This is a genomic window from Halorubrum trapanicum (assembly GCF_017873555.1).
GTDB lineage: Archaea > Halobacteriota > Halobacteria > Halobacteriales > Haloferacaceae > Halorubrum > Halorubrum trapanicum.
Window position 1 is genome coordinate 117,559 of sequence record NZ_JAGGKE010000004.1, and the last position, 21,558, is coordinate 139,116.

A 21,558-nucleotide genomic window follows, 5' to 3' on the forward strand; every position below is an offset into this window, starting at 1 on the left:
TGCGTCGCTTGCGGTCCCGTCAACGCCACCCTACTTATATACCGAGACCGAACTCCGGCGCGTGACCGACGACGCACACGCGGGCGGGTCGGCGGAGAGAGCGTCGACCAAACCGCACGAGCGACGACGCGAGCGAACCGCGCGGCGGCTCGACGCGGTCGACGCGGCGGGGCTGGTCGCGTTCCCGAGCCGCAACCTCGAATACCTCACCGGCTTCGCCGAGGAGCCGGGCGAGCGGCACTTCTTCCTCGTGCTCCCGGCCGCGAGCGCGAGCGACCCGGAGCCGGCGCTGCTCGTCCCCGCGCTGTACGAGACGCAGGTCCGAGAGGCGACGAACGTCGCGGAGATCCGGGCGTGGAGCGACGGCGACGACCCGGTCGCGGCGGCGCGCGAACTGCTCGCCGACCGGGGACTCGACGGGGGACGGCTCCTCGTCGACGACACCATGTGGGCGCGGTTCACGCAGGACCTCCGCGCGGCGGCCCCGGACGCGACGTGGGGGCTGGCGAGCGAGGCGCTCGCGGACCTCCGGGTGCGGAAGGACGAGGCCGAACTGGCCGCGTTACGCGAGGCGGCCGCGGTCGCGGACGCCGTCGTCGGCGACCTCCGCGAACTGGGGGCGGACGCGGTCGGCATGACGGAGGCCGCCCTCGCCGACTGGATCGCGGACCGACTGGCCGAGCGCGGCGGGCGCGGCGTCAGCTTCGAGACGGTCGTCGCGGCGGGCGAGAACGGCGCGAAGCCCCACCACGGCCACGGCGACCGCGAGATTCGGGCGGGCGAGCCGGTCGTCCTCGACTTCGGGACGCGCGTCGACGGCTACCCCTCCGACCAGACGCGGACGCTCGTGTTCGACGGGGAGCCGAGCGAGGCGTACGCCGAGGTCCACGAGGTCGTGCGAGAGGCGCAGGCCGCCGGCGTGGAGGCGGTCGAACCCGGCGTCCCCGCGTCGGCCGTCGACCGCGCCGCGCGAGAGGTCATCGAGGCGGCGGGGTACGGCGACGCGTTCGTTCACCGGACCGGCCACGGCGTGGGGCTGGACGTCCACGAGGAGCCGTACCTCGTCGCCGGGAACGACCGCCCCCTGGAGCCGGGAATGGTGTGCTCCGTCGAACCGGGGATCTACCTCGACGGGCGGTTCGGCTGTCGGATCGAGGACCTCGTCGTCGTCACCGAGGACGGCTGCGAGCGCCTGAACCGGACCGACCGCGGCTGGGAGTGATGGGCGCGAGACCGACGGGTCGGCGTCGAGTGGACGGCGGAGAACGCGACGCAAAAGCGCGGAGACCGGCGTGCCGAGCGTCGACACGCGAATACGGGAGTCGTGTGCCTGCGCCCCCAACCGGAGATTACGGCCGGATAATATAACAGTATTACCGAATTATTTTGGGTGTGTTCGCACAGTCGGACCGAGGCTTCGGGGCATCCTCGCGGGGACGTGGGACCGTCAGTCGCGGGGGCGCGGTGGTTCGGCCGGGACGCGGGCGGCATCGAAACCATTAGTGTCGCCCGAGCGGAACCGCGACGCATGAGCGACACCGATGCGGACGAGGGGGACGAGGAGGCCGAATCCGAGCCGGCCGTCGAGCTGGGTGAGGGACCGGACGTGGCCGGGGAGCCGGTCGCCCGCGTCGCGTCGCGGCTCACCTGGCCCGCGACGCGCAGCGACGTCCGCGAACAGGAGGGCGACGCCGAGCTCCGGACGCCCGACGGTCCCCGCGCGCTCGACGACGTGCTCGCGGAGAGCGAGGTCCCGCTGTTCGAGAGCCGGAGCGAGTTCGTTCAGGAAGTCGAAGAGGTCGTCGGCCGCGGTCCCGTCGCGACCGAGTAGCGGGACGCCGCCTCGACCGCGCTCGGCGCGGACTTTTTACTCGGTCGGCGCGGAGTTCGACCATGGCGATTCCGTTCGACCCGCACGAGCTGGACCCCGAGGAGTACGGCGAGACGCGAGCGACGCTCTCGACCGACCACGAGTCGGCGATCGAGCGCGTCCGCGAGGCGTGCCTCGACGAGGGGTTCGGAATCCCCGTCGAGTTCTCCCCCTCGGAGCTGCTCAACGAGAAGGTGGACGCCGACCGCGACCCGTACTACGTCCTCGGCGCCTGTAACCCGCGGATGGCGAACCGCGCGCTCGACGCGACCGACGGCCGGATCGGCGGACTGTTCCCCTGTAACATGATCGTCCGCGAGGTCGAACCCGGCACGCAGGAGGTGTACCACGTCTCGATCATGAAGATCGCTCGGCTGCTCGGTCTCCCGGTCGACGACGAGGAGATGGACGCGATCATCGACGACACCGGCGAGATGGTCGACGCCGTCTTCGCCGAACTGGAAGAATAGACGGCTGTCGGCGGCGTCCCTTCTACATGAGCACTGCGACGCCAAGAGTGATATCGGCGGTGGCGCGTGCCGACGAGCGCCCGAAGGGTGCGAGTCGCACGCGCGAGGTCGCCGGCGCTACGCGCCGGCTGCCAGAGGGACCTTCGGTCCCTCGCTGGAGTCGGCCGACCGAAGGGAGGCCGACGAGGCTGGGGAGGCGTGAGGTGCTGTGCGGAGCGGTGCGGGGCGGGACTCAAAGGGGCAGTCACGAGGACGAAGCACGGCGACGCAAGCACTGGAAGGAGCGAGCGCAGCGAGCGACTGAAGCGCACAGCGAGCCGCGCGAGTCCTCGTGACTGGGGCTTTGGAGGTGTTCACCGTCGATTCACGCTCAGAAATTTATAAGCGAGCGGCCGGGGGTTCGAGAGCAGCCACCGCCATTCTGTAATCGTTCACTTACAAATGAACATCGAGGGCCTCAAAGCCGCTCACCACTCCGAAACCCTACCCCCCCTCCCCGACCTCATCCGACGCGTCGCGCTCCAGCCACGAAGTCGCGATCGACTCGAACGGCGCGGAGTACCCCATCAGCGTCGTTCCCAGCACCGCCATCACGAGCACGTAGCCGACCGCGAACGCGTTGATCGTCCCCGCCAAGACCGGGTCGAACGTCCCCGCATTCGCGCCGGTGACCGCGACCGTCGCGATGATCAGCGAGAACTCGCCGCGGGTGGTCATCCCGAGTCCGACCCGGGTCGACCGGCGGGCGTCGAGGTCGAACGCTCGTCCGGCGAGGTAGCCGGTGACGACCTTCGTCGGCGTGGTCACGACGACCGCGAGCGCGACGAGGGCCGCGACGTCGGCGAACAGCGCGGGATTCGTGACGAGTCCGATCCAGAAGAAGAACACCGCGGCGAACACGTCCCGAACCGGCTCCAGAATCGTCTCGATCGTGTGCGCCTGCTCGGTCGCGGAGAACGCCATGCCGACGAAGAACGCCGCGACCGCCTCGCTGACGCCGAGCGCGAGCGCCGCGCCGGCGACGAACACGACCGTCGCCACGGCGCGCAGCACCACGAACTCCCGGTTGTCGGTCGCGACCAGCCTGTCGAAAAGCGGGGTGCCGAACTGGACGACCGCGAGCAGCCCGACGATGAACCCGAGCGCGATGCCCACGTCGGTCGCGGCCGCGGCGACGTCGCCGCCGCCGAGCACCAAGGCGGACGCGACCGAGAGGTAGACGGCGATGAACAGGTCCTCGTACACCAGGGTTCCGAGCATCGGCTCCGCCTCGTCGTTGGCGATCCAGCCGAGGTCGATGAGCGACTTCGTGATCACCGCCGACGAGGAGATGTAGACGATCCCCGCGACCAGGAACGCCGGGAGGAACGCGCCGAAGACGAGCCAGCCGAGGACGAGTCCGGCCCCGAAGTTCGCCAGGTCGATCGTTCCCGCGGTCCCGATCGGGCGCCATCGGGCGAACAGCCGGTCGAGGTTGAACTCCAGCCCCAGGAAGAAGAGGAGGAAGACGATCCCCAGCTCCGCGCCGAGCGAGATGAACTCCGTCTCGGGGACGTAGACGGTCCCGACGGCGGGAAGAGCGACCCGACCGAGGACGAACTCCCCGAGCAGCATCCCGACGAGGATGTACGCGGGTATCACGGACTGCCCGAGGCGGTTCGCGACCGCGCCGGCGACCGCGACCGCGACGAACATGACGCCGACGTCGAGCAGCGCCACTACCGATCACCCCCGACGCGGTCGGTCGCGTCGGTCGAGGCGACCGTGGTGACCGGGACGACCGGGGCGGGCGAGTCGGACGGTGCGGGCGAGGTGACCGGGACGACCGGTGCGGGCGAGTCAGACGGTGCGGGTGAGTCGGCTCCGAGGGAGCCGCCGCTCATTCGGTGAGGATCTCCTCGAACGCCGCGCAGTTCTCGCGGGTACCGACCCCGATGAGGGTGTCGCCCTCGCAGAGGGTGGTCCCGGCGCCCGGGCTGTCGAGCACCTCCTCTCCGCGCTGGATGGCGACGATCGCGAGGCCGGTCCGGTTACCGATGTCGGCGCTCTCCAGCGTCTCGCCGACGAGCGGGGACCCCGGGGGTAGCTCGTACCACTCCAAGAGGATTCCACCGGGGAGCGTCGTCTCTTGGGTGTCCGGCTCGAACGGCTGGAAGTGCGCCCCCTCGATGATCGACCCGATCGTCCGCGCGAGGTCGTCGGAGAACTCGAACGCCTTCTCGGAGTCGGCGTCCGGGCCACTCCGCCGGAACACCTCTCGCTTTCCGGTGTTGTGGATGACGACGATCATCTCCTCGCCGCCGCCCAGTTCGATCTCGAACTTCTTCCCGACCCCCGGGAGGTCGGACTCGGTGATCGTCATACGGACACGTGCGACCCCACGGTAATATGTCTGTACGTCGGGCGGGAGTCGCACCCGGATCAGTCCGAGGCCTCGATCAGTCCGAAGCCCCCACCAGTCCGAAACTGCGTCCGACGGGCGTCGGCCGCGCACCAAACGCTAAGTGGGGTGGGTTCGAGGGAAGCGGTATGTGGCGCTCCCGAGGGAGCCGGGACCGGCGGACGGTGGTCTGTATCGCGTGCGGAGACTCGGTGCTGCGGGAGGACGCGCGCGAGTACGACAAGGAGGGCGACCGCTGGAACCGACGCGACAAGGAGTTCGAGTACCTCTGTGCCGACTGCGACGACGAGATCTCTCACCAGCCCCGCGACGGACTCGAATCGCTGATCTGCTCGATCGAGTCGGACGACCAGTCCACCGGGGAGTTCCTCGACCGCTACGTCGACGCCGTGGCGAGCGACGCCGCCGATCGAACCGGGACGGATGGCGCGGGGGAACGACCGGACCGCGACCGCTTCGGCCGCGACTGTTCCGACCGCTCCGACCGCGACCGCTTCGACCGCGACCGATAATTCTACCTGTCGGGGCTCGGTATCCCGACCGTACGTATGGACGCCCTCCACGAAGTAGCCGCGGCTTCCCTTCCCGTTTCGAGCGCGGTCGGCGCCGCCGACCCCGTTCCGACCGTAATCGGTACCGCCGCGCTGGTCCTCGGACTCGTGTTCCTCGCGTACGGCGCGAACGGGGCCCTCGACGCGGTCCGGGTCCTCCGAACGACCGCGACCGGTCCGGCCGGACTCGACGGCGCGGAGCGGCGGATCCGGGTCACTGGCCGGGCGGCGACGGTCGACGAGGAAACGCTTCCGTCGCCGTTCGGGGGCGACGCGTGTCTCTGCGTCGACTACGACGTCTCCGAGTTCCGCAGTCAGGGGAAGGGGCAGTCGTGGGTCACGATCGACGGCGGCGAGGCCGGGGTCCCCTTCCGTGTCGACGACGGCGGGACCGGGGTCCGCGTCGACCCCGCGGCGGCGACGTTCTCGTTCAAGGTCGACGAGAAGATCAAGCTCGACGCCGGCGAGGAGTCGCCGGAGCGCGTCCGGGGGTTCATCGACGCGGTCGACGAGGTCGACGCCACCGAGACCGGGTACGAGGTCGGCCCGCTCACGATCGGCGACGACCCGCGGCGCCGGTACGTCCAGCGGACGCTCCGCCCGGGCGACGAGGTGACGGTCGTCGGCGACAGCGAGGCGTTCCCGGACGCGCCCGTCGGCGAGGTGAAATCGCGGATCGCGGGCGGGGACCCGTTCGTCGTCTCGGACGCGAGCGCGCGGCGGACCGCGCTCCGACTGGTCGGTGGGTCGGCGGTTCCGGTCGTCCTCGGCGCGGTCGCGCTCGCGGTAGCGGGGCTGGCGCTGTCGCCCGTGGCGGCCGCGCTCGTCTGAGATTCGGTGTTCGGCGCGCCCCGCACTCGGCTGTGCGCCGATCGCTCGTCTCCCCGCCCGACAGGCTCGTCTCCCCGCCCGACAGGCTCGTCTCCCCGCCCGACAGGCCTTTCTAACGGACCCGCGTTGGTGGAGGTATGTCAGACGACGAGCCGAAGCCCGGGTCCGCCGAGGACCAGGGCCCCGTGACGATCACGCCGGCGCTCGCGGACCGACTCGCCGAGAAGCGCGAGGAGCTGTTCGAGGAGTTCGAGATCCGCGACGAGTTCCCGAGCGAGGTCCTCCGCGAGGCGGAGGCGCGGACCGAGGGCGTCTACGAGGAGATCGAAGCCGAGATCGACGAGCGCGAGGACCTCCGCGACCTCACGACGTGGACCACCGACCCGATCGACGCGCAGGACTTCGACGACGCCATCTCGATCGAACGCGAGGAGGGCGCCTACCGGCTGTGGGTCCACATCGCCGACGTGACCCACTACGTCACCCCGGACACCGCGATGTGGGAAGAGGCGGTCGAGCGCGCCAACACCGTCTACCTGCCCGACTACACGATCCACATGCTCCCGCCGGTGCTCGCCGAGACCGTCTGCTCGCTCGTCCCCGACGAGGACCGGCTGGCGCACACCGTCGAGATGGAGATCGACGACGAGACGCTCTCGTTCGAGGACATCGACATCTACAAGTCCGTCATCAACTCCGACGAGCGGCTCACCTACTCGGAGTGTGAGAACCGCCTCGAAGACCCCTCGCTCCCGCTGGGCGAGGAGAACACCCTCGCGTTCGAGCTCGCGGACCGCATGCACGAGCAGCGCAAGGCGGACGGCTCGCTCGTCTTAAACCCGCGCCGCGACCGCGCGCACACCATCATCGAGGAGTCGATGCTGAAGGCGAACAAGGCGGTGACGCACACGCTGATGTGGGACCGCGGCGTCGAGGCGATGTACCGCGTCCACCCGCAGCCGACCCCCGACCAGTGGAACGAGGCGCTCAAGGAGATCCAGGAGCTGGACGGCGTCTCGATTCCCGGCGACGCGTGGGGAGACGACCCGCGGAAGGCGGTCAACGCCGCCCTCGAAGAGTCGCCCGAGCGCCAGCTCAACAAGATCCAGCGCGCCGTACTGAAGGTGATGCCACGAGCGAAGTACATGAACGACCCGTTCGGCGGGCACCACGCGCTCAACTTCGACATCTACGGTCACTTCACCTCGCCGATCCGACGGCTCTCCGACACGATCAACCACTGGATCGTCCACGAGAACGACGTGCCCGAGAACCTCCTCGAGCTCTGCGACCACGCCAGCGACAAGCAGAAGGACGGCGAGACCGCAGAGCGGCTCTACAAGCAGTTCCTTCAGGAGGAGGGCCTCGACCCGCACGCGGTCAACAACCGCGGCGTCGAAGTCGTCGAGAGCCCCGAGGAAGCGAAGCATACGGCCTGAAGCGTCGGGAAAGGGTCGTGAAGGGGGTCCGACGGCTGCCGCGGAGCGACCAGATTACTGCGGTCCTCAGTCCCGTCGCGTCGCGAAGCGCGTGACCGCGGTCGCCGACAGCGCGCCGAGCGCCGCGATGAGGGCCAAGACGACGAACAGCTCTCGGGGACCGGCCCGAGTGAGGACTGTCCCGGCCAGCGTCGAGCCGAGCGCGCCGATCCCGAAGATCCCGACGTACGTGTAGCCGAAGGAGAGACCGCGCGCCTCGCTCGGCGAGTACGCCGCGACCGTCGCCTGCGAGAGCGGCTGGACCGTGAACAGCGCGACGCCGAGCGCGAGCGACACCGCGACGAAGGTGCCGACGCTCCCGGTCGCGGGGATGAAAAGCAGCGCGAGCACCGACAGCGTCCCCATCAGCGCCATCAGCCCCCACTCCGGCGGGACGCGGTCGGCTATCCGCCCGCCGAGGTACTGGCCGAACACGCCGACCGTGAGGACCGCGACGTACAGGTACCGGCCCACGTCGAACTGATCGGCGTACGGGCTGTCGGGGTCGACGAACTGGAAGTCGACGAGACCGCCGAGCACGTCGCCGAGGAGGTCGGGCAGGAACGTGAGGAACGTCCGGTAGTAGAGCCCGCTGAACGTGACGAACGCGAACACGATCAGGAAGCCGCCGGCGAGGAGCACGCGCGTGTCCGCCGCGATCGACGACAGCGAGACCTCGCCGTTCGTGTCCGCGGACGAGTCGGCGTCCGGATCCGGTTCGCCAGCCGAATCCCTCTCGCCAGCCGAATCCCTCTCGTCAGCCGAACCACCCCCGTCGGCGGTCTCGGGCGAGAGCGCCGCGTCGACGTCGACGGTGACGCCGTACGCGGCGACGACGACCGCCGGGAGCGCGAGCGCCGCCGTGACCAGCCGCCAGTCGAACGCCAACAGGAGCAGCGCGGTCGCCAGCGGGCCGAGCGCGATCCCGAGGTTCCCGCCGATCCCGTGGTAGCCGAGCGCGGTCCCGCGCCGCTCGACCGACTTCGAGAGCAGCGACAGCCCCGCCGGGTGGTAGACGCTCGCGGTGACTCCCCAGACCGCGATCGCCGCGGCGAGGACGGGGAGCGTCGGCGCGAGGCTCACGAGCAGGAACGAACCCCCCATCCCCGCGAGGCAGGCGAGGATGAGCGGCTTCGACCCGAACCGGTCGACCAAGATACCGCCCGGCAGCGCGCCGACCCCGAACAGCCCGTAGCCGAGCGTGACGACGACGCCGAGCGCGGCGGCGGTCGTGGAGAACTCTCCCACCCACACCGTCAACAGGATCGGGATCGACAGCTCGTAGGTGTGGACGAGTCCGTGCGCTCCCGCGGTGAATCCGACGATCCGTCGCTCGGCGGTGTCCATGCGAACCGGGGGTTCGGCGGGTCGGACCATAACCTCGGGGGTAGCCGTCGCGGTTGCCGAGGTCCCGGAGCAGCGACGCCGGCCTCGCGGGGGCCGCGGCCGCGACGAGGATCTCCACGGCGTCGACGCCGTGTGCTGCGCTGTCGCGTACTACACAGACACCGACGGCGACCGACGAAGATGGGGGTTGCGCTCGCGGCCCGACCGCCGGATCGGTTGCGTCGGCGGTTACAACGACGACGTGTACAGCAGGAGACCGACGGCGACGGCCGAGACGAGCAGGATCCACGCGACCATGATAGCCCCCATCTGACGGTGCGTGAGGTTCGTCCCTTCGAGTATCTCGGAGATGCCCATACGACGCCAAACTTACTCGGAGTATATAAGCGGTCTGGGTCCGGGAGCGGTCGATCGGGACCGGAGCGTGTGCCGAGCAGATACCGCTCACGGACAGAAGGCGATCGATTACGACCGTGCGACGCTCGCGACGTTGCTCGCGGCGCGAAAACACGGACTCGCGGGGGTCCCGCGAGGGAACGACTGAACGACCGAAGGGAGTGAAAGAGTGGACTCGCGGGGATTTGAACCCCGGGCCTCTTCCTTGCGAAGGAAGCGATCTGCCGCTGATCTACGAGCCCGCATCACGAAGCAATCGCCGTTCGTATTTGTACCTTACCTTTCGGCGACCGGTGCGAGAGTGGCTCCCACCCGCTAACCGAACTGATTCGGCTGATCGGCGGAGACACCGCGAAGCCGGCCGGCACCGACGGGGTTAGGTATCCGGCGAAAGAACGCTCTGGTCAGGCGGTCTTCGGTCGGCTCCTTCCAAATAACGTTTCTGAGACGCTTCCCACATCCGTTACCCTTTTGCCCGCGGACGACCGAGTGTCTCGCATGTCAGACGCGACGGCGACCGACGCGAACGCCGACGTGGACCCGGCCGCGCTCGCGGCCCTCAAACACGTCGGCCTCGTCGGCGGTCTCTCCGAGACGAAGGTGTCGTGTGCGGCGCTCGGCGACCGGCTCGACGCCTCCACGCAGACCGCCTCCCGACGCCTCCAGACGCTCGAATCCGCGGGCTACGTCGAGCGCGACGTGGTCAGCGACGGACAGTGGGTTCGGGTGACGGACGCGGGCGAGGCCGCGCTCCGCGCGGCGTACGCCGACTACCGCCGGCTGTTCGAGTCGGATGTCGAACTCGCGCTCCGCGGGTCAGTAACCGGCGGGATGGGCGAGGGGCGCCACTACATCACGCTTTCGGGCTACGCCGAGCAGTTCCGCGAGCGACTCGGCTACGACCCGTTCCCGGGCACCCTCAACGTGAACCTCACCGAGGAGAGCGTCCGCCGCCGCGGCGAGATGGCCGGCATCGACGCCGTCCCCATCGACGCGTGGGAGGGCGAGGACCGCACCTACGGCGCGGCCACCTGCTACGGGGTCACCCTCGTCGCGGGCGACGAGCGCTACGAGGAGGTCCACGCCATCGTCCCCGACCGGACCCACCACGACGACGACCAGCTCGAACTGATCGCGCCGGACCGTCTGCGCGACGCGCTCGACCTCGACGACGGCGACGGCGTGGAGGTCCGCGTCGAGCCGACGAGCCGAGCCGACGACCCCGAGTCGACCGCGGTCGAGACGGAGGTCGCCTGATGCGCGCCGACGTCGACCCCGACCCGAAAACTGGCGCCGCCGAGACCGCCGAGTCGGCCGAAACCGCCGAGACCGCCGACTCCGTCGAGCGCGCGCTCGACGCCTTCCGGGCCGGCGACCCCGTCTGCGTCCACGACTTCGCGGACCGCGAGGGCGAGACGGACATCGTCTACCCGGCCGGCGCGGTCGACGAGACCGCGGTCGCGCACATGCGCAACGACGCCGGCGGGCTGATCTGCGTGGCCGTGAGCGACGCGGTCGGCGACGCGTTCGACCTGCCGTTCCTCGCGGACGCCATCGACCACCCCGCGGTCGACGACGATCCCGACTACGACGACCGCTCCTCCTTCTCGCTGCCCGTGAACCACCGCGAGACGTTCACCGGGATCACCGACGCGGACCGCGCGAAGACCATCGTCGAGGTGGCGAACGCCGCCGGCCGCGTCCGCGACGACCCGACCGGCTACGGGCCGGCGGACTTCGCGGCGGAGTTCCGCGCGCCGGGTCACGTCCACGTCCTCCGCGGCGACCGCGACGGACTCGCGGGGCGGACCGGCCACACCGAACTCGGCCTCGCGATGGCCGAGGCCGTCGACGCCGCGCCCGCCGCCGTGGTCTGCGAGATGCTGGACGACGAGAGCGGCGACGCGCTCGCGCCCGCGGACGCCGCCGCCTACGCGGCCCGCCGCGATATCCCCTACGTCGAGGGCGCCGCGCTCGTCGAGGCGCTTCAATAATCGACTGCCGCTGCGGTCGGCGCGCGCCTGCGAGCGGTCGCCCCCGGCGACCGCGAGCCAGCATGCGCGAGGGAGTCGCGAACGCCCGCAGGGCGTGAGCGACGAGGCTGGGGAGGCGTGAGGCTGCGGTCCCGCGAGCGACCGCAGGGAGCGAGCGGGAGCACGGAAGTCGCAGCCCGCGCAGCGAAGCGAGCAGGAACGTCTTCCGGCGGTGCTGTGCGGGGCGGGACTCAAAGGGGCAGTCGCGAGGACAGCGCACGCTCGCTGCGCGCTTCAGTCGCTCACTTCGTTCGCTCCTTCCAGTGCTTGCGTCGCCTGCGCTGTCCTCGCGACTGGGGCTTTGGAAGCGTTCTCCGCCGATCAGTGGTTGAGTATTTATAAATAGGCAGCTGGGGCTTTGGCGGTGTTCGCTGTCGATCCCTCAGTGGACTCGGATCTTGTTTCCTCGCGACAGTCCCGACCGCTTGTCACAGTTTTAAGCCCGCCGACCGCAACGACCGAGTATGGGATTCGACGAGATGGACGTGGACACGATCTGGAAGAACGGGGAGTTCCTCGACTGGGAGGACGCGACGACCCACGTTCTGACCCACGCGCTCCACTACGGGAGCGGCGTGTTCGAGGGCGTTCGCTGCTACGACACGGAGCGTGGCCCGGCGGTGTTCCGGTGGGAGGAGCACCTCGACCGGCTGTTCGACTCCGCGAAGATGTACGACATGGACATCGAGCACTCGCGCGAGGAGATCACCGAGGCCACCCTCGAACTCCTCGACCGGCAGGACCTCGAGTCCTGTTACATCCGGCCGATCGCCTACTACGGGTACGACTCGCTGGGCGTCTCGCCGAAGGACTGCCCGACCGACCTCGTGCTCGCCGCGTGGCCGTGGGGCGCGTACCTCGGCGAGGAGGCGCTCGAAGACGGCGTCGACGTGATGGTCTCCTCGTGGCGGAAACACGCCTCCTCGCAGGTGCCGACGAACGTGAAGACGACCGGCCTGTACGTCAACTCCATGCTCGCGGGCGAGGAGGCGCGCCGCAACGGCTACGTCGAGGCCATCGTCCTCAACAAGGAGGGCAACGTCGCGGAGGGTCCCGGCGAGAACGTCTTCATGGTCAACGACGGCGAGATATACACCACCGGGCCGGCCCAGTCCATCCTCGAAGGGATCACCCGCGACACCGTGATCACCCTCGCGGAGGAGCGCGGCTACGAGGTCCACGACGAGGCCGTCATCTCGCGCGGACAGCTGTACACCGCCGACGAGCTGTTCTTCACCGGCTCCGCGGCCGAGGTCACCCCGATCCGCTCGGTCGACGACACCGAGATCGGCGCGGGCACCCGCGGCCCGGTGACCGAAGAGCTCCAGAGCGCCTTCTTCGACCTGGTCGAGCGCCGCACGGACGACCACGACGAGTGGTTCACCTACCTGTAGCCCGCGTCACCAGCGTTCCTCGATCCGCGCCGCCGATTTACGATCGAACCGCGCCGCCGACTCTCTCGAACCGCTACTCGCCGGAACCGCTTCCCTCGGCCGCCGACCCCTCCGCGTCGCCCGGGGTCCCGTCGGTGCGGACGTGTCCGTAGCCGTCGGGGGTCCCGGTGCCGTCGCCCTCCGTCGGGTCCTCCTCGTGAACGGGGACCTGGTGAGCCGACTCCGCGAAGCCGGCAGAGAGGACCCGCGTCATCCCCTCCTCGACGGTCTCGCCGGTCTCCTCGATGCGCTCCGGCTCGACCTCGATGACGAAGCCGGTAGTGATGTTCGGTGCGGTCGGCATGAATAAGACGATCTTGCCGTCGCGGGTCTTCTTCCCGGTCCGGAAGGCGGTCATCCGGATCCCGGGCCACGTCTCGATGTACACCGGACTCTGAAGCTCGTCGGTGCCGGAGATGGCCGTCTCGATCGCGAGCTTCGAGGCGTTGTACACCACCCGAAGGGCCGGAATTCGGTTTATCGTGTCGTCGACCGCCGCCTCCGCCAGCCGGCCGAGCGTGGTCCGCATGAAGTACCCGACCGCGAGCACGACCGTCGCGAACACCGCGAACGCGATGACGACCCGGGAGACGGGTTCTAAGGGCCCCGGAATGATCGTGGGTTGGAGGTCCTCGATGAGCGGGATCGACGCGATGTACTGGTAGATCCAGCGGAGGACGAGCAGGAGAACGAGGAGCGGCGCCAGCACGATGAGGCCGCTGGCGAAGTCGCGTTTCCACGTGGACATCTATCGCGTTGGTATGCGTGGGCGACCCTTAAGAGGGCTTCCACGCGGCGACGATGCCGGGAGTGGATCCCGCCGCGACGACGGACCGGGGTCCGCTTCCGGGGCTACCGTCCCAACACCGCCCGGAGCGCGAACGTCACGTTCTCCTTGCGCTCGCGAACGCGCCGGTAGAAGTACGAGAGCCACTTGTCGCCGTACGGCGCGTACTGGTACACGTCGACCCCCTGCGCGGCGAGGTCCCGCTGCGCGTCCTCGCGGACCCCCATCAGCATCTGGACCTCGTAGTCGGCGCCGTGCTCGCGCGCGAGGCGGTCCGCCAGCGAGATCATCTCGGGGTCGTGGCTGCCGACCGCGATCCCGCGGTCGCGCCGCTCGAAGAGGAAGGTCAGGTCGTCGCGGTACGCCTCGTCGACGTCCGCCTTGTCGGTGTACGCGATCGACGACGGCTCGTCGTACGCCCCCTTCACGAGCCGGATCTTCCCGGGGACATCGACGAGGCGGTCGAGGTCGTCGGCGGTGCGCCGGAGGTTCGACTGGACGCACTGGCCGACGCTCCACGGGTAGTCGGCGGCGATGGACTCGAATGCGTCGAGGGTGGCGTCGGTGGTGTCGGCGTCCTCCATGTCACACCAGACGAATGCGTCGAGCTCGTCGGCGCGGGCGACGATCTCGCGGTAATGCTCCTCGAAGAGGTCCGGCGAGACGTCCATCCCGATCTGGGAGGGCTTCACCGAGACGCAGGCGTCGAGACCGCTGTCGGCGACGTCGTCGAGCAGGTCGAGGTACGCGTCGGCGTCCGCGCGGGCGTCCGCGGGATCGTCGTAGTGTTCGCCGAGCAGGTTCAGGATGACCGCGACGCCGTCCTCGTTCGCGGCGCGGGCGTGATCGAGGGCGGCCGGGACGCTCTCGCCGGCGACGAACCGCCGGGCGATCGGGGGGATCATACTGAGAGTTGCGGACGGGGCGAACTTTACGTTTGGCGACTCGGCGGCGGTGGCCGCGAAACCGTCACCGGAGCGACGGCGAACCGTCGGCACGGATCCGGAACCGTCGGCACGGATCCGGGGTTTATAACACTCCGGGCGCCGCCCGTGAGGACATGATCGGTGCGCTCGTCGCGACCGCGTTCTGGGCGATGCTCCCGGCGTACGTCCCGAACAACGCCGCGGTGCTGGCCGGCGGGGGACGCCCGATCGACGGCGGCCGCGAGTGGCGCGGTGCGCGGCTGCTCGGCGACGGGAAGACGTGGCGCGGCACCGCGGTGGGAACCCTGGTGGGCGTCTGCCTCGCGCTCGGACTCAACGCGCTCGCCGACCCCGCGAGCGCCGCGGTCGGGGTCGACCTCCCGACGTTCGCGCTCCCGGCCGCGTTCGCGCTCGCGTTCGGCGCGATGTGCGGCGACATCGGCGCCTCCTTCCTCAAGCGGCGGTCCGGCCGCGAGCGCGGCGCCGCGTTCCCGGGACTCGACCAGCTCGACTTCGTGGTCGGCGCGCTGGGTCTCGCCTTCGTCGTCGACACCGACTGGGCGCTCGCGGTGTTCACGCCGCGCGTCCTCGCCGTCGTCCTCGTGATGACACCCGTCCTCCACGTCGTCACGAACGTCGCGGCCTACGCGCTCGGCGTCAAGAACGAGCCGTGGTGACCGGGATCGAAGTTCCGTTAACGACGTTATATCCGTCCGAAAGTTCGGGATTCTTTCCTATCCGATCGAGAACTGATCGTTTCTCCGTAGAATTCCCAGCGACGAGAACGGCAGAAAGATATATATGCTGGTGTGCCATACCATGGCACGCATGTCCAGTAGTGCACCCAGCTCGGACGACGACGTGTTCGACGAGTTCCTCTCCGACCACGGCCACGAGACGGAGATCGTAGGCTGGGAGCGATCCTATAACAAGCTCCAGTGTCCCGACTGTGGTGCGCTTCACGAGGAGGGAACAGCGCGGTGTTCGGTCTGCGACTGGCGGCCGAGCTGACGGATCCGACGCGCGCACGGCGTTTTCTTTCCGTCATACTCCCCGGTAGTATTATGTGGAATTACTCGGTAGTGGGAACCATGCCGACCTGTCAGAACTGCGGCTCGTTCGTCACGACCGATTACGTTCGGGTGTTCACGCCGAACGAGGTCGATCGGCCCCGCGTCTGCCCGGCCTGTGAGGATCTGGTCCGCGACGGCGCAGACGTCCGCGAAGCGCGCGCGACGCGGAGCACCTGACGAACCGGCCGCGCGATGACGCGCCGGACCGTCGCGGTCGAACCGAGGCTCGCGTCGAGGGCGGTCGAGCCACGGCGTTTAAGGAGAACCGGAATCTGGGAGTAATAATGACCGATACCACGGTGACGCGGCTGTTCGGGGGGCCGGGGAGCGGGAAGACGACCGCTCTCTTGGACCGCGTCGAAGAGATACTGGAGACCGAGGACGCCGACGTCCGCGACGTGCTCGTCGTCTCGTACACGCGCGCGGCCGCCGCCGAGATCCGGGAGCGGCTCGCCGAGCGGCTCGACGTCTCGCCGCGCAGCCTCCAAGGGAACGTGAGCACGATGCACGCGAAGGCGTACGAGCTGCTCGACCTCTCGCGGGGCGACGTGGTCGGCGAGGACGACAAGGAGGCGTTCTGCGAGGAGTACGGCATCGAGTTCGAGGACCAGCACGGCGGCGCCGGCCGCCGGACCGCGCGGTCGACGACCATCGGCAACAAGATCATCGCCACCTCGCAGTGGCTCCAGCGCACCGAGCGCGACGTGGCCGACTGGTACGACGTGCCCTTCCAGTGGAACGTCGAGGAGGTCCGGCTCCCGCCCGAGGAGGACCCGAACGCTCAGGAGGGCAACAAGTACACCCCGACGTGGCCCTCCGACGACGAGCGGATCGACATCCCGGAGACGATCCGGGCGTGGCGCGGCTACAAGGGCGACAACGACCTCGTCGGCTTCGCCGACATGCTCGAACGGGTCGCGCAGCGCTCGCTCGTCCCGAGCGTCGACTACCTGATCATCGACGAGTTCCAGGACATCACGACGCTCCAGTACAACGTCTTCGAGGAGTGGCGCCCGCACATGGAGAAGGTGCTGATCGCCGGCGACGACGACCAGGTCGTCTACGCGTGGCAGGGCGCCGACCCCGACCTCCTCCTCGACACCGACGTCGACGAGGACGTCGTCCTCCCGAACTCCTACCGGCTTCCCTCGGAGATCCTCAACGTCGTCAACGCCGAGATCCGCCACATCGACAAGCGCCAGGAGAAGGACCTCCACCCGCGCAAGGAGGGCGGGACCGTCGAGGCGATCGAGTCGCCCTCGATGATCGAACTCGTCCGGAACGTCCGGTACACCGTCGAGGACGACGAGGGCGACATCATGTGCCTGTTCCGGGCGCGCTACCAGATGTTCGACTTCATCGACGAGTTCATCGACCACGGGATCCCCTTCTCGATGCTCACCGACGGGCGGATGTGGACCGACCGGGTCCAAGACTACGTCAGCGCCATCGAGAAGGCGGAGGCCGGCGACCCCGTGAACGGGCTGGAGGCCCGGCGGCTGGCCGACATGCTCCAGGACTCGGCGTTCGGGACCCACGACCGCGAGGAGTTCTACGACTTCCTCGACGACCGCGAGGAGGCGGCCGACGCCGACGACGTCTCGCTGATCGAGGTCCAAGCCGACACCCTCGACGAGTACATCCCCTTCATGCCGGACACCGACAGCGCCGACGACATGGTCCGGAAGGTGACGAGCTTCCAGCGCAAGTCGATGGGCGCGTACTTCGAGGGCGACTATCAGGAAACCGACCCGACCCGCGTCCGCGTCGGCACCATCCACTCGGCGAAGGGCCGCGAGGCCGACCACGTGTTCGTCGCGACCGACCTCACCGAGAAGGTGGTCGAGCAGATGGCCGCCTCCATCGACGACCCGACGGACGTCGACGGCGTCGAGGAGTTCACGAAGTCGACCAGCCCCGTCCCCCTGCTCACCGACAACGAGCGCCGCGTGTTCTACGTCGGGATGTCCCGCGCCCGCGAGCGGCTCGTGATCATGGAGAGCCTGATCAGCGGCGCGCCGACGCTGCCGATCAGCGTCCTGCTGTTCAACGAGCTCCGCGAGGAGCCGGCACAGGACCTCGTCGAGGAGGTCCAAGCGGAGCTGGCGGTGCCAGAGCCGGAGCCGTGAGCGGGGACGGCGCGGAACCGAGCGATACCCCGGCGCCGGACGCCGCCGATGAGGCGTCTGCCGCCCTGCGGACCGACCTCCGCCCCGTCGTCGAGGCGGTCCGCGCGGCCGACGCGGCCGCGTTCGTCGCCGTCGGCGACCGCTTCGACGACGACCTGCGCTACCTCACGCGCTTTTCCGGACCGGACCGACCGTACGCGCTGGTCGTCGTCCCGGGCAACGGAGCGACCGACGGGAGCGACGAGGCGACGGCGGAGACCGACGCGCCCGCCGGACGGGCCGACCTCTGTGCCCCCGCGCTGTTCGGCGAGCAGGCGGACCGGGAGTTCGTCTCGAGCGCGCGCGGCGCGGCCGCGGACCCTGCGAGCGACGACGACCGGTTTCACGACGGGGTCGTCCGCGAGGTCCGGACCGAGAACGTCGGAGACCACGCCGGCGAGCGCGCGGCCGCGGCCGTGGCCGACCTCACCGACGGCGGGGGGGAAGACGAGACCGGAACCGCCGACAGAACCGTTCTCACCCCCGCGTCGGTCCCGCACGACGCCGCGGTGTACCTGGAGCGCGCGGGCAACGATCTGGCGTCGACGGACGCGGTCGCGGCCGCCAGGGCGCGCAAGACGCCGGCGGAAGTCGACCGGATCCGGCGCGTCCAGCGCGCGGCGGTCGCCGGTCTCGCCCGCGCCGAGGCGGTCCTCGCCGAGAGCGAGGTCACCGATGACATCGACGGGGAGGCGGAAGCCGACGGGACCACCGACGGCCGGCGACCGCCGCTCCGCCGGGCGGGCGAACCGCTGACGACCGAGCGGCTCCGCCGAGAGGTGAACGCCGTCCTCGCCGGTCGCGGGGTCCGCGACGCCGGCAACACGGTGATCGGCGCCGGCCCGTCCGCGGCCGACCTCCACTACGTCGGCGACGACCCGATCCGGCCCGGCGAGACGGTGCTGCTCGACGTGTCGCCGCGCGGCCCGGACGGGTACTACGGCGACGCCACCCGGACGTTCGTCGTCGACGGCGACGGCGGCTGGGAGCGCCGCGCGTCCGTCGCGGTCGAGGCCGCTCGAGAGGCCGCGCTCGCCGAGGTCGAACCGGGCGTCCCGGCCAAGACCGTCCACGGCGAGGCGGCCGCGGAGCTAACCGCGTACGGCTTCGACCCGAACGCGGACGAGGGTGAGACCGGATTCACGCACGGCACCGGCCACGGCGTCGGCGTGAGCCTCCACGAGTCGCCGTCGCTGTCGGGCGCCGGCGAGCTGCGGCCGGGACACGTCGTGACCGTCGAGCCGGGGGTCTACGACCCCGAGATCGGCGGCGTCAGGCTGGAGGACCTAATTCTCGTCACCGAAGACGGGTACGAGATTCTGGCCGAGTACCCGTTCGGGATCGTTCCCGGGTCGGACTCAGCCTGACTCGGCGGCGCGGTACTTCGGCGCGTTACTTCGGCGCGTCGCCGCCGTCGACCGCGGCGCCGTCCGTCGACTCGGACTCGTCGGTCCCTCCCGTCGAACCGGCGTCCGCGCCGTCCGAGTCGGAGCGCAGTTGCCGGGGTAACAGCCCGGAGAGGAGTTCGCGCGCGATCCGGGCGGGGTCGAGGAAGTACTGCGGGAGGACGACCATCGCGACGGCGACCACGAGCAGACCGGCGCCGAGCGCGACCTCGCCGGCGACCAGCCGGATCACGGCGTAGTTCGCGAGCGGGAGCGCGAAGACGAGCGAGGCCGCCAGCCCGATCATGTCCGTCAGTCCGAGTCGCATCGACCCTCCGTTGATCCCCGGGGGGCAAAAGGAACGCGGCGGAGCGACGCGGCGACGGCGCGCCGCGTGACCGGTCCGCCGAGCACGCCCGGACCCAGAACCGATATCCGTCGCCCGCCCCCAGTTCCGGTATGTTCACCGGCATCGTCGAGGACACCGGCACGGTCCGCGCGCGGACCGAGACCGACGACGGACTCCGGCTGCGGATCGGCGTCGGCGGGTTCGACGACCTCCACCACGGCCAGTCGATAAGCGTGAGCGGCGTCTGCCTGACCGTCGAGGAGTACGGGAGCGACGCAGCCGACGCCACCGACGCCGGCGGCGACTGGTTCGAGGTGTTCCTCGCGAGCGAGACGGTCGCGAAGACGTACCTCAGGGCGGTCCGGGAGGGCGACGCGGTCAACGTCGAGCGCGCGATGCCCGCCGACGGGCGGTTCGACGGCCACGTCGTCCAGGGCCACGTCGACACCGTCGCCGAGGTGACCGGTATCGAGCGCGTCGGCGAGGACTGGCGGTTCGCCTTCTCGATCCCCGAGGGGCACGGCGACTACCTCGTCGACAAGGGCTCCGTGACGCTCGACGGGATCTCGCTGACGGTCGCCGAGAAGCGCAACGGGGAGTTCGACGTCGCGGTCATCCCGACGACGTACGACCTGACGACGCTCTCGGAGAAGTCGGTGGGCGACCCGGTCCACCTCGAGGTCGACGTGATCGCGAAGTACGTCGAGAACATGCTGGAGGGGTACGCCTGAGAGGCGGGACGGCGGGGCAACGATTCGAAGCCGTCATTTATAAACGGTTGTCGCAAGAGTAACTGAGAACGATTCCGGAAGCCCGGCCGGTTGTTTATAAAGGGATAGAGCGGCTCAACGGAGAACATCCCCAAAGCCCCAGCCGCGAGAACTCGCGCGGCTTGCTGTCGCCCGAAAATCTTCGATTTTCGGGATGACGAGAGAGCTTCGCTCTCTCGAACCACGCGCCTTGCTCAGTCGCTCGCGCTGCTCGCTCCTTCGCTGCGGTGCTTACTGCGCCGTGCTTCGTCCTCGCGACTGCCCCTTTGAGTCCCGCCCCGAAACGCACAGCACCTCACGCCTCCCCAGCCTCGTCGGGCGCACCTTCGGGCTCCCTTCGGTCGCCCTCGTTGCGCCCGACTCCCTCGCGCGTGCTCCTCGCGCCCGACGGGCGCTCGGAGGCACGCGCCAACCGCATCACCGATCGTCTCTAGTAGATCGATTGGCTCCCGAACGGAGTCATCCGCGGACGAAGCGAACGAAGCGGGCGACAGAATCCTGCGACTGAAAGACGTTTAGGCGTCGTGCGCGTCCTTCGCGCCCTTCACCGTCTCGCGGACGGCGTCGACGCCCTCGTCGTGGAGCAGGTCGCCGACGACGATCACGTCGCTGTGGGCGGCCATCTCGTTGGCCGACTCGTAGTCGCCGATGCCGCCGCCGTAGAAGAGGGTGGCGTCGTCCAAGGCGTCGTGGGCGGCCGCGACCTTCTCCGTGTCGCCGAAGGTGCCCGAGTACTCGACGTAGACGATCTCCTGGCCGAACATGCGCTCGGCCACCTTCGCGTACGCCGCCACGTCGTCGGCGCTGAGGTCGCAGTCGGCCTCCGTCAGTTGGGCGACCGACGCCTCGGGGTTCATGACGATGTACGCCTCGGTGTGGGTCCGGCTCCAGTCGAGATCGTCGATGCGGACCCACTCCTTGTGCGCGCCGGTGATCCAGAAGGGACCGCCCGCGTTGAACACGGTCGGGATCAGGTAGCCGTCGAGCGCCGGCGAGTCGATCACGACGCCCGGGTTCGACGGCTCCTGGTACAGCGGCACGTCGTACTCCGCGGCGGCGTCGACGACGCGCGTCATCTTCTCCGCGGTGACGTCGAGGGTCCCGCCGATCTCGATCGCGTCCGTCCCGGTCCGGCAGACGTCCTCGAAGGTCTCGCCCGACCGGAGGTCCTTGTCGGGGTCGACCTTCAGGACGTGGTCCCAGTCGTCCCACGGGTTGGTCATCGGAATCGACTCCACCGGCGGGAACCAAAAAGGTGCGGAACCTGTCCCGCGAGGGAACGACGCGAGC

Annotated in this window: 24 protein-coding genes and 1 tRNA gene; 15 read left to right on the forward strand and 10 right to left on the reverse strand. The window is 69.6% G+C overall.

Translation table 11 applies throughout. From position 1 onward, the window contains the following. Positions 1 to 61: 61 nt before the first annotated feature. The 3 genes from J2744_RS06585 to J2744_RS06595 all read left to right on the forward strand — a co-directional run bounded on the left by J2744_RS06585 (position 62) and on the right by J2744_RS06595 (position 2,340). Positions 62 to 1,222 carry an aminopeptidase P family protein gene (locus J2744_RS06585; RefSeq protein WP_209545876.1) on the forward strand — a complete coding sequence of 387 codons (1,161 nt, stop codon included), beginning with the start codon at positions 62 to 64 and terminating at the stop codon, positions 1,220 to 1,222. A 306-nt stretch (positions 1,223 to 1,528) separates the two neighbouring features. Continuing rightward, on the forward strand, positions 1,529 to 1,831 hold the full coding sequence (locus J2744_RS06590; protein WP_209545878.1) for a DUF5789 family protein: 303 nt from the start codon (positions 1,529 to 1,531) through the stop codon (positions 1,829 to 1,831). 62 nt (positions 1,832 to 1,893) lie between these two features. Beyond that, positions 1,894 to 2,340 (forward strand): DUF302 domain-containing protein, encoded by a 447-nt coding sequence (locus J2744_RS06595; protein ID WP_209545879.1) that lies wholly within the window; start codon positions 1,894 to 1,896, stop codon positions 2,338 to 2,340. A 483-nt stretch (positions 2,341 to 2,823) separates the two neighbouring features. Here the strand turns inward: J2744_RS06595 and J2744_RS06600 are convergent, their stop codons facing one another. From J2744_RS06600 to J2744_RS06610, 3 genes are read right to left on the reverse strand one after another with little or no spacing between them, the layout of a single operon-like run. Continuing rightward, a complete protein-coding gene (locus tag J2744_RS06600; protein WP_209545880.1) occupies positions 2,824 to 4,059 on the reverse strand; it encodes a cation:proton antiporter in 1,236 nt (411 codons plus the stop codon). After that, positions 4,059 to 4,223 carry a hypothetical protein gene (locus tag J2744_RS06605; RefSeq protein ID WP_209545882.1) on the reverse strand — a complete coding sequence of 55 codons (165 nt, stop codon included), beginning with the start codon at positions 4,221 to 4,223 and terminating at the stop codon, positions 4,059 to 4,061. Before J2744_RS06605 ends, J2744_RS06600 begins: the two co-directional genes overlap by 1 nt. Next, complete coding sequence (locus J2744_RS06610) at positions 4,220 to 4,702, reverse strand: cation:proton antiporter regulatory subunit (RefSeq protein ID WP_209545883.1); 483 nt, start codon at positions 4,700 to 4,702, stop codon at positions 4,220 to 4,222. Before J2744_RS06610 ends, J2744_RS06605 begins: the two co-directional genes overlap by 4 nt. Positions 4,703 to 4,869: 167 nt before the next feature. Here J2744_RS06610 and J2744_RS06615 point away from each other — a divergent pair, with 167 nt between their 5' ends. The 3 genes from J2744_RS06615 to J2744_RS06625 all read left to right on the forward strand — a co-directional run bounded on the left by J2744_RS06615 (position 4,870) and on the right by J2744_RS06625 (position 7,562). Next, the gene (locus J2744_RS06615) at positions 4,870 to 5,253 is read left to right on the forward strand and encodes a DUF7562 family protein (protein ID WP_209545885.1); all 384 of its coding nucleotides are present in this window, start codon (positions 4,870 to 4,872) and stop codon (positions 5,251 to 5,253) included. Between the two features lie 36 nt (positions 5,254 to 5,289). Further along, positions 5,290 to 6,123, forward strand: coding sequence for a GIDE domain-containing protein (locus J2744_RS06620; protein WP_209545886.1), 834 nt, complete (start codon positions 5,290 to 5,292; stop codon positions 6,121 to 6,123). A 137-nt stretch (positions 6,124 to 6,260) separates the two neighbouring features. Beyond that, a complete protein-coding gene (locus tag J2744_RS06625; protein ID WP_209545887.1) occupies positions 6,261 to 7,562 on the forward strand; it encodes an RNB domain-containing ribonuclease in 1,302 nt (433 codons plus the stop codon). 66 nt (positions 7,563 to 7,628) lie between these two features. On the opposite strand, the gene J2744_RS06630 is transcribed toward J2744_RS06625, so the two are convergent. The 3 genes from J2744_RS06630 to J2744_RS06635 form a co-directional block, all read right to left on the reverse strand. Beyond that, a complete protein-coding gene (locus J2744_RS06630; protein WP_209545889.1) occupies positions 7,629 to 8,948 on the reverse strand; it encodes an MFS transporter in 1,320 nt (439 codons plus the stop codon). Between the two features lie 228 nt (positions 8,949 to 9,176). Next, entirely contained in the window at positions 9,177 to 9,305 is a 129-nt protein-coding gene (locus tag J2744_RS15410; protein WP_280921407.1) for a hypothetical protein, read from the reverse strand. A gap of 209 nt (positions 9,306 to 9,514) precedes the next feature. After that, positions 9,515 to 9,586, reverse strand: a tRNA-Ala gene (locus J2744_RS06635). A 256-nt stretch (positions 9,587 to 9,842) separates the two neighbouring features. On the opposite strand from J2744_RS06635, the gene J2744_RS06640 reads away from it, so the two are divergent. From J2744_RS06640 to J2744_RS06650, 3 genes are all read left to right on the forward strand, one after another. After that, positions 9,843 to 10,601 (forward strand): DUF120 domain-containing protein, encoded by a 759-nt coding sequence (locus tag J2744_RS06640; protein WP_209545891.1) that lies wholly within the window; start codon positions 9,843 to 9,845, stop codon positions 10,599 to 10,601. Further along, on the forward strand, positions 10,601 to 11,338 hold the full coding sequence (gene ribB / locus J2744_RS06645; RefSeq protein WP_209545892.1) for a 3,4-dihydroxy-2-butanone-4-phosphate synthase: 738 nt from the start codon (positions 10,601 to 10,603) through the stop codon (positions 11,336 to 11,338). Before J2744_RS06640 ends, ribB begins: the two co-directional genes overlap by 1 nt. 503 nt (positions 11,339 to 11,841) lie before the next feature. After that, the gene (locus J2744_RS06650) at positions 11,842 to 12,771 is read left to right on the forward strand and encodes a branched-chain amino acid transaminase (RefSeq protein ID WP_209545894.1); all 930 of its coding nucleotides are present in this window, start codon (positions 11,842 to 11,844) and stop codon (positions 12,769 to 12,771) included. A 73-nt stretch (positions 12,772 to 12,844) separates the two neighbouring features. Here J2744_RS06650 and J2744_RS06655 read toward each other — a convergent pair whose 3' ends face one another. Together J2744_RS06655 and J2744_RS06660 are read right to left on the reverse strand one after the other, a co-directional pair. After that, positions 12,845 to 13,558, reverse strand: coding sequence for a DUF502 domain-containing protein (locus tag J2744_RS06655; protein WP_209545896.1), 714 nt, complete (start codon positions 13,556 to 13,558; stop codon positions 12,845 to 12,847). A 104-nt stretch (positions 13,559 to 13,662) separates the two neighbouring features. Next, positions 13,663 to 14,502: a proline dehydrogenase family protein gene (locus J2744_RS06660; protein ID WP_209545904.1), complete on the reverse strand. Its 840-nt coding sequence runs from the start codon at positions 14,500 to 14,502 to the stop codon at positions 13,663 to 13,665. A gap of 155 nt (positions 14,503 to 14,657) precedes the next feature. On the opposite strand from J2744_RS06660, the gene J2744_RS06665 reads away from it, so the two are divergent. The 5 genes from J2744_RS06665 (at position 14,658) to J2744_RS06685 (ending at position 19,131) form a co-directional block, all read left to right on the forward strand. Beyond that, on the forward strand, positions 14,658 to 15,200 hold the full coding sequence (locus J2744_RS06665; protein ID WP_209545906.1) for a CDP-2,3-bis-(O-geranylgeranyl)-sn-glycerol synthase: 543 nt from the start codon (positions 14,658 to 14,660) through the stop codon (positions 15,198 to 15,200). 151 nt (positions 15,201 to 15,351) lie between these two features. Then, positions 15,352 to 15,534 (forward strand): HVO_0416 family zinc finger protein, encoded by a 183-nt coding sequence (locus J2744_RS06670; protein ID WP_209545907.1) that lies wholly within the window; start codon positions 15,352 to 15,354, stop codon positions 15,532 to 15,534. Between the two features lie 80 nt (positions 15,535 to 15,614). After that, complete coding sequence (locus J2744_RS06675) at positions 15,615 to 15,773, forward strand: DUF7563 family protein (protein WP_166377302.1); 159 nt, start codon at positions 15,615 to 15,617, stop codon at positions 15,771 to 15,773. Positions 15,774 to 15,880: 107 nt separating this feature from the next. After that, the gene (locus J2744_RS06680) at positions 15,881 to 17,725 is read left to right on the forward strand and encodes a UvrD-helicase domain-containing protein (RefSeq protein ID WP_209545909.1); all 1,845 of its coding nucleotides are present in this window, start codon (positions 15,881 to 15,883) and stop codon (positions 17,723 to 17,725) included. Then, a complete protein-coding gene (locus J2744_RS06685; protein ID WP_209545910.1) occupies positions 17,722 to 19,131 on the forward strand; it encodes a M24 family metallopeptidase in 1,410 nt (469 codons plus the stop codon). The genes J2744_RS06680 and J2744_RS06685 overlap by 4 nt, the downstream gene beginning before the upstream one ends. 25 nt (positions 19,132 to 19,156) lie before the next feature. On the opposite strand, the gene J2744_RS06690 is transcribed toward J2744_RS06685, so the two are convergent. Further along, complete coding sequence (locus J2744_RS06690) at positions 19,157 to 19,477, reverse strand: DUF7533 family protein (RefSeq protein WP_209545912.1); 321 nt, start codon at positions 19,475 to 19,477, stop codon at positions 19,157 to 19,159. 131 nt (positions 19,478 to 19,608) lie between these two features. Here J2744_RS06690 and J2744_RS06695 point away from each other — a divergent pair, with 131 nt between their 5' ends. Continuing rightward, entirely contained in the window at positions 19,609 to 20,229 is a 621-nt protein-coding gene (locus J2744_RS06695) for a riboflavin synthase (RefSeq protein WP_209545913.1), read from the forward strand. A gap of 554 nt (positions 20,230 to 20,783) precedes the next feature. On the opposite strand, the gene J2744_RS06700 is transcribed toward J2744_RS06695, so the two are convergent. Then, positions 20,784 to 21,491, reverse strand: coding sequence for a phosphoglycerol geranylgeranyltransferase (locus J2744_RS06700; protein WP_209545916.1), 708 nt, complete (start codon positions 21,489 to 21,491; stop codon positions 20,784 to 20,786). Positions 21,492 to 21,558: the final 67 nt, after the last annotated feature.

Bases quoted from the DNA above. Each gene is read 5' to 3' on its own strand.
- ribB (WP_209545892.1), top strand. From the start codon at position 10,601: ATGCGCGCCGACGTCGACCCCGACCCGAAAACTGGCGCCGCCGAGACC.
- J2744_RS06665 (WP_209545906.1), top strand. From the start codon at position 14,658: ATGATCGGTGCGCTCGTCGCGACCGCGTTCTGGGCGATGCTCCCGGCG.
- J2744_RS06695 (WP_209545913.1), top strand. From the start codon at position 19,609: ATGTTCACCGGCATCGTCGAGGACACCGGCACGGTCCGCGCGCGGACC.
- J2744_RS06655 (WP_209545896.1), bottom strand. From the start codon at position 13,558: ATGTCCACGTGGAAACGCGACTTCGCCAGCGGCCTCATCGTGCTGGCG.
- J2744_RS06680 (WP_209545909.1), top strand. From the start codon at position 15,881: ATGACCGATACCACGGTGACGCGGCTGTTCGGGGGGCCGGGGAGCGGG.
- J2744_RS06615 (WP_209545885.1), top strand. From the start codon at position 4,870: ATGTGGCGCTCCCGAGGGAGCCGGGACCGGCGGACGGTGGTCTGTATC.
- J2744_RS06625 (WP_209545887.1), top strand. From the start codon at position 6,261: ATGTCAGACGACGAGCCGAAGCCCGGGTCCGCCGAGGACCAGGGCCCC.
- J2744_RS06650 (WP_209545894.1), top strand. From the start codon at position 11,842: ATGGGATTCGACGAGATGGACGTGGACACGATCTGGAAGAACGGGGAG.
- J2744_RS15410 (WP_280921407.1), bottom strand. From the start codon at position 9,305: ATGGGCATCTCCGAGATACTCGAAGGGACGAACCTCACGCACCGTCAG.
- J2744_RS06620 (WP_209545886.1), top strand. From the start codon at position 5,290: ATGGACGCCCTCCACGAAGTAGCCGCGGCTTCCCTTCCCGTTTCGAGC.
- J2744_RS06640 (WP_209545891.1), top strand. From the start codon at position 9,843: ATGTCAGACGCGACGGCGACCGACGCGAACGCCGACGTGGACCCGGCC.
- J2744_RS06630 (WP_209545889.1), bottom strand. From the start codon at position 8,948: ATGGACACCGCCGAGCGACGGATCGTCGGATTCACCGCGGGAGCGCAC.
- J2744_RS06660 (WP_209545904.1), bottom strand. From the start codon at position 14,502: ATGATCCCCCCGATCGCCCGGCGGTTCGTCGCCGGCGAGAGCGTCCCG.
- J2744_RS06610 (WP_209545883.1), bottom strand. From the start codon at position 4,702: ATGACGATCACCGAGTCCGACCTCCCGGGGGTCGGGAAGAAGTTCGAG.
- J2744_RS06595 (WP_209545879.1), top strand. From the start codon at position 1,894: ATGGCGATTCCGTTCGACCCGCACGAGCTGGACCCCGAGGAGTACGGC.
- J2744_RS06690 (WP_209545912.1), bottom strand. From the start codon at position 19,477: ATGCGACTCGGACTGACGGACATGATCGGGCTGGCGGCCTCGCTCGTC.
- J2744_RS06675 (WP_166377302.1), top strand. From the start codon at position 15,615: ATGCCGACCTGTCAGAACTGCGGCTCGTTCGTCACGACCGATTACGTT.
- J2744_RS06670 (WP_209545907.1), top strand. From the start codon at position 15,352: ATGTCCAGTAGTGCACCCAGCTCGGACGACGACGTGTTCGACGAGTTC.
- J2744_RS06590 (WP_209545878.1), top strand. From the start codon at position 1,529: ATGAGCGACACCGATGCGGACGAGGGGGACGAGGAGGCCGAATCCGAG.
- J2744_RS06700 (WP_209545916.1), bottom strand. From the start codon at position 21,491: ATGACCAACCCGTGGGACGACTGGGACCACGTCCTGAAGGTCGACCCC.
- J2744_RS06605 (WP_209545882.1), bottom strand. From the start codon at position 4,223: ATGAGCGGCGGCTCCCTCGGAGCCGACTCACCCGCACCGTCTGACTCG.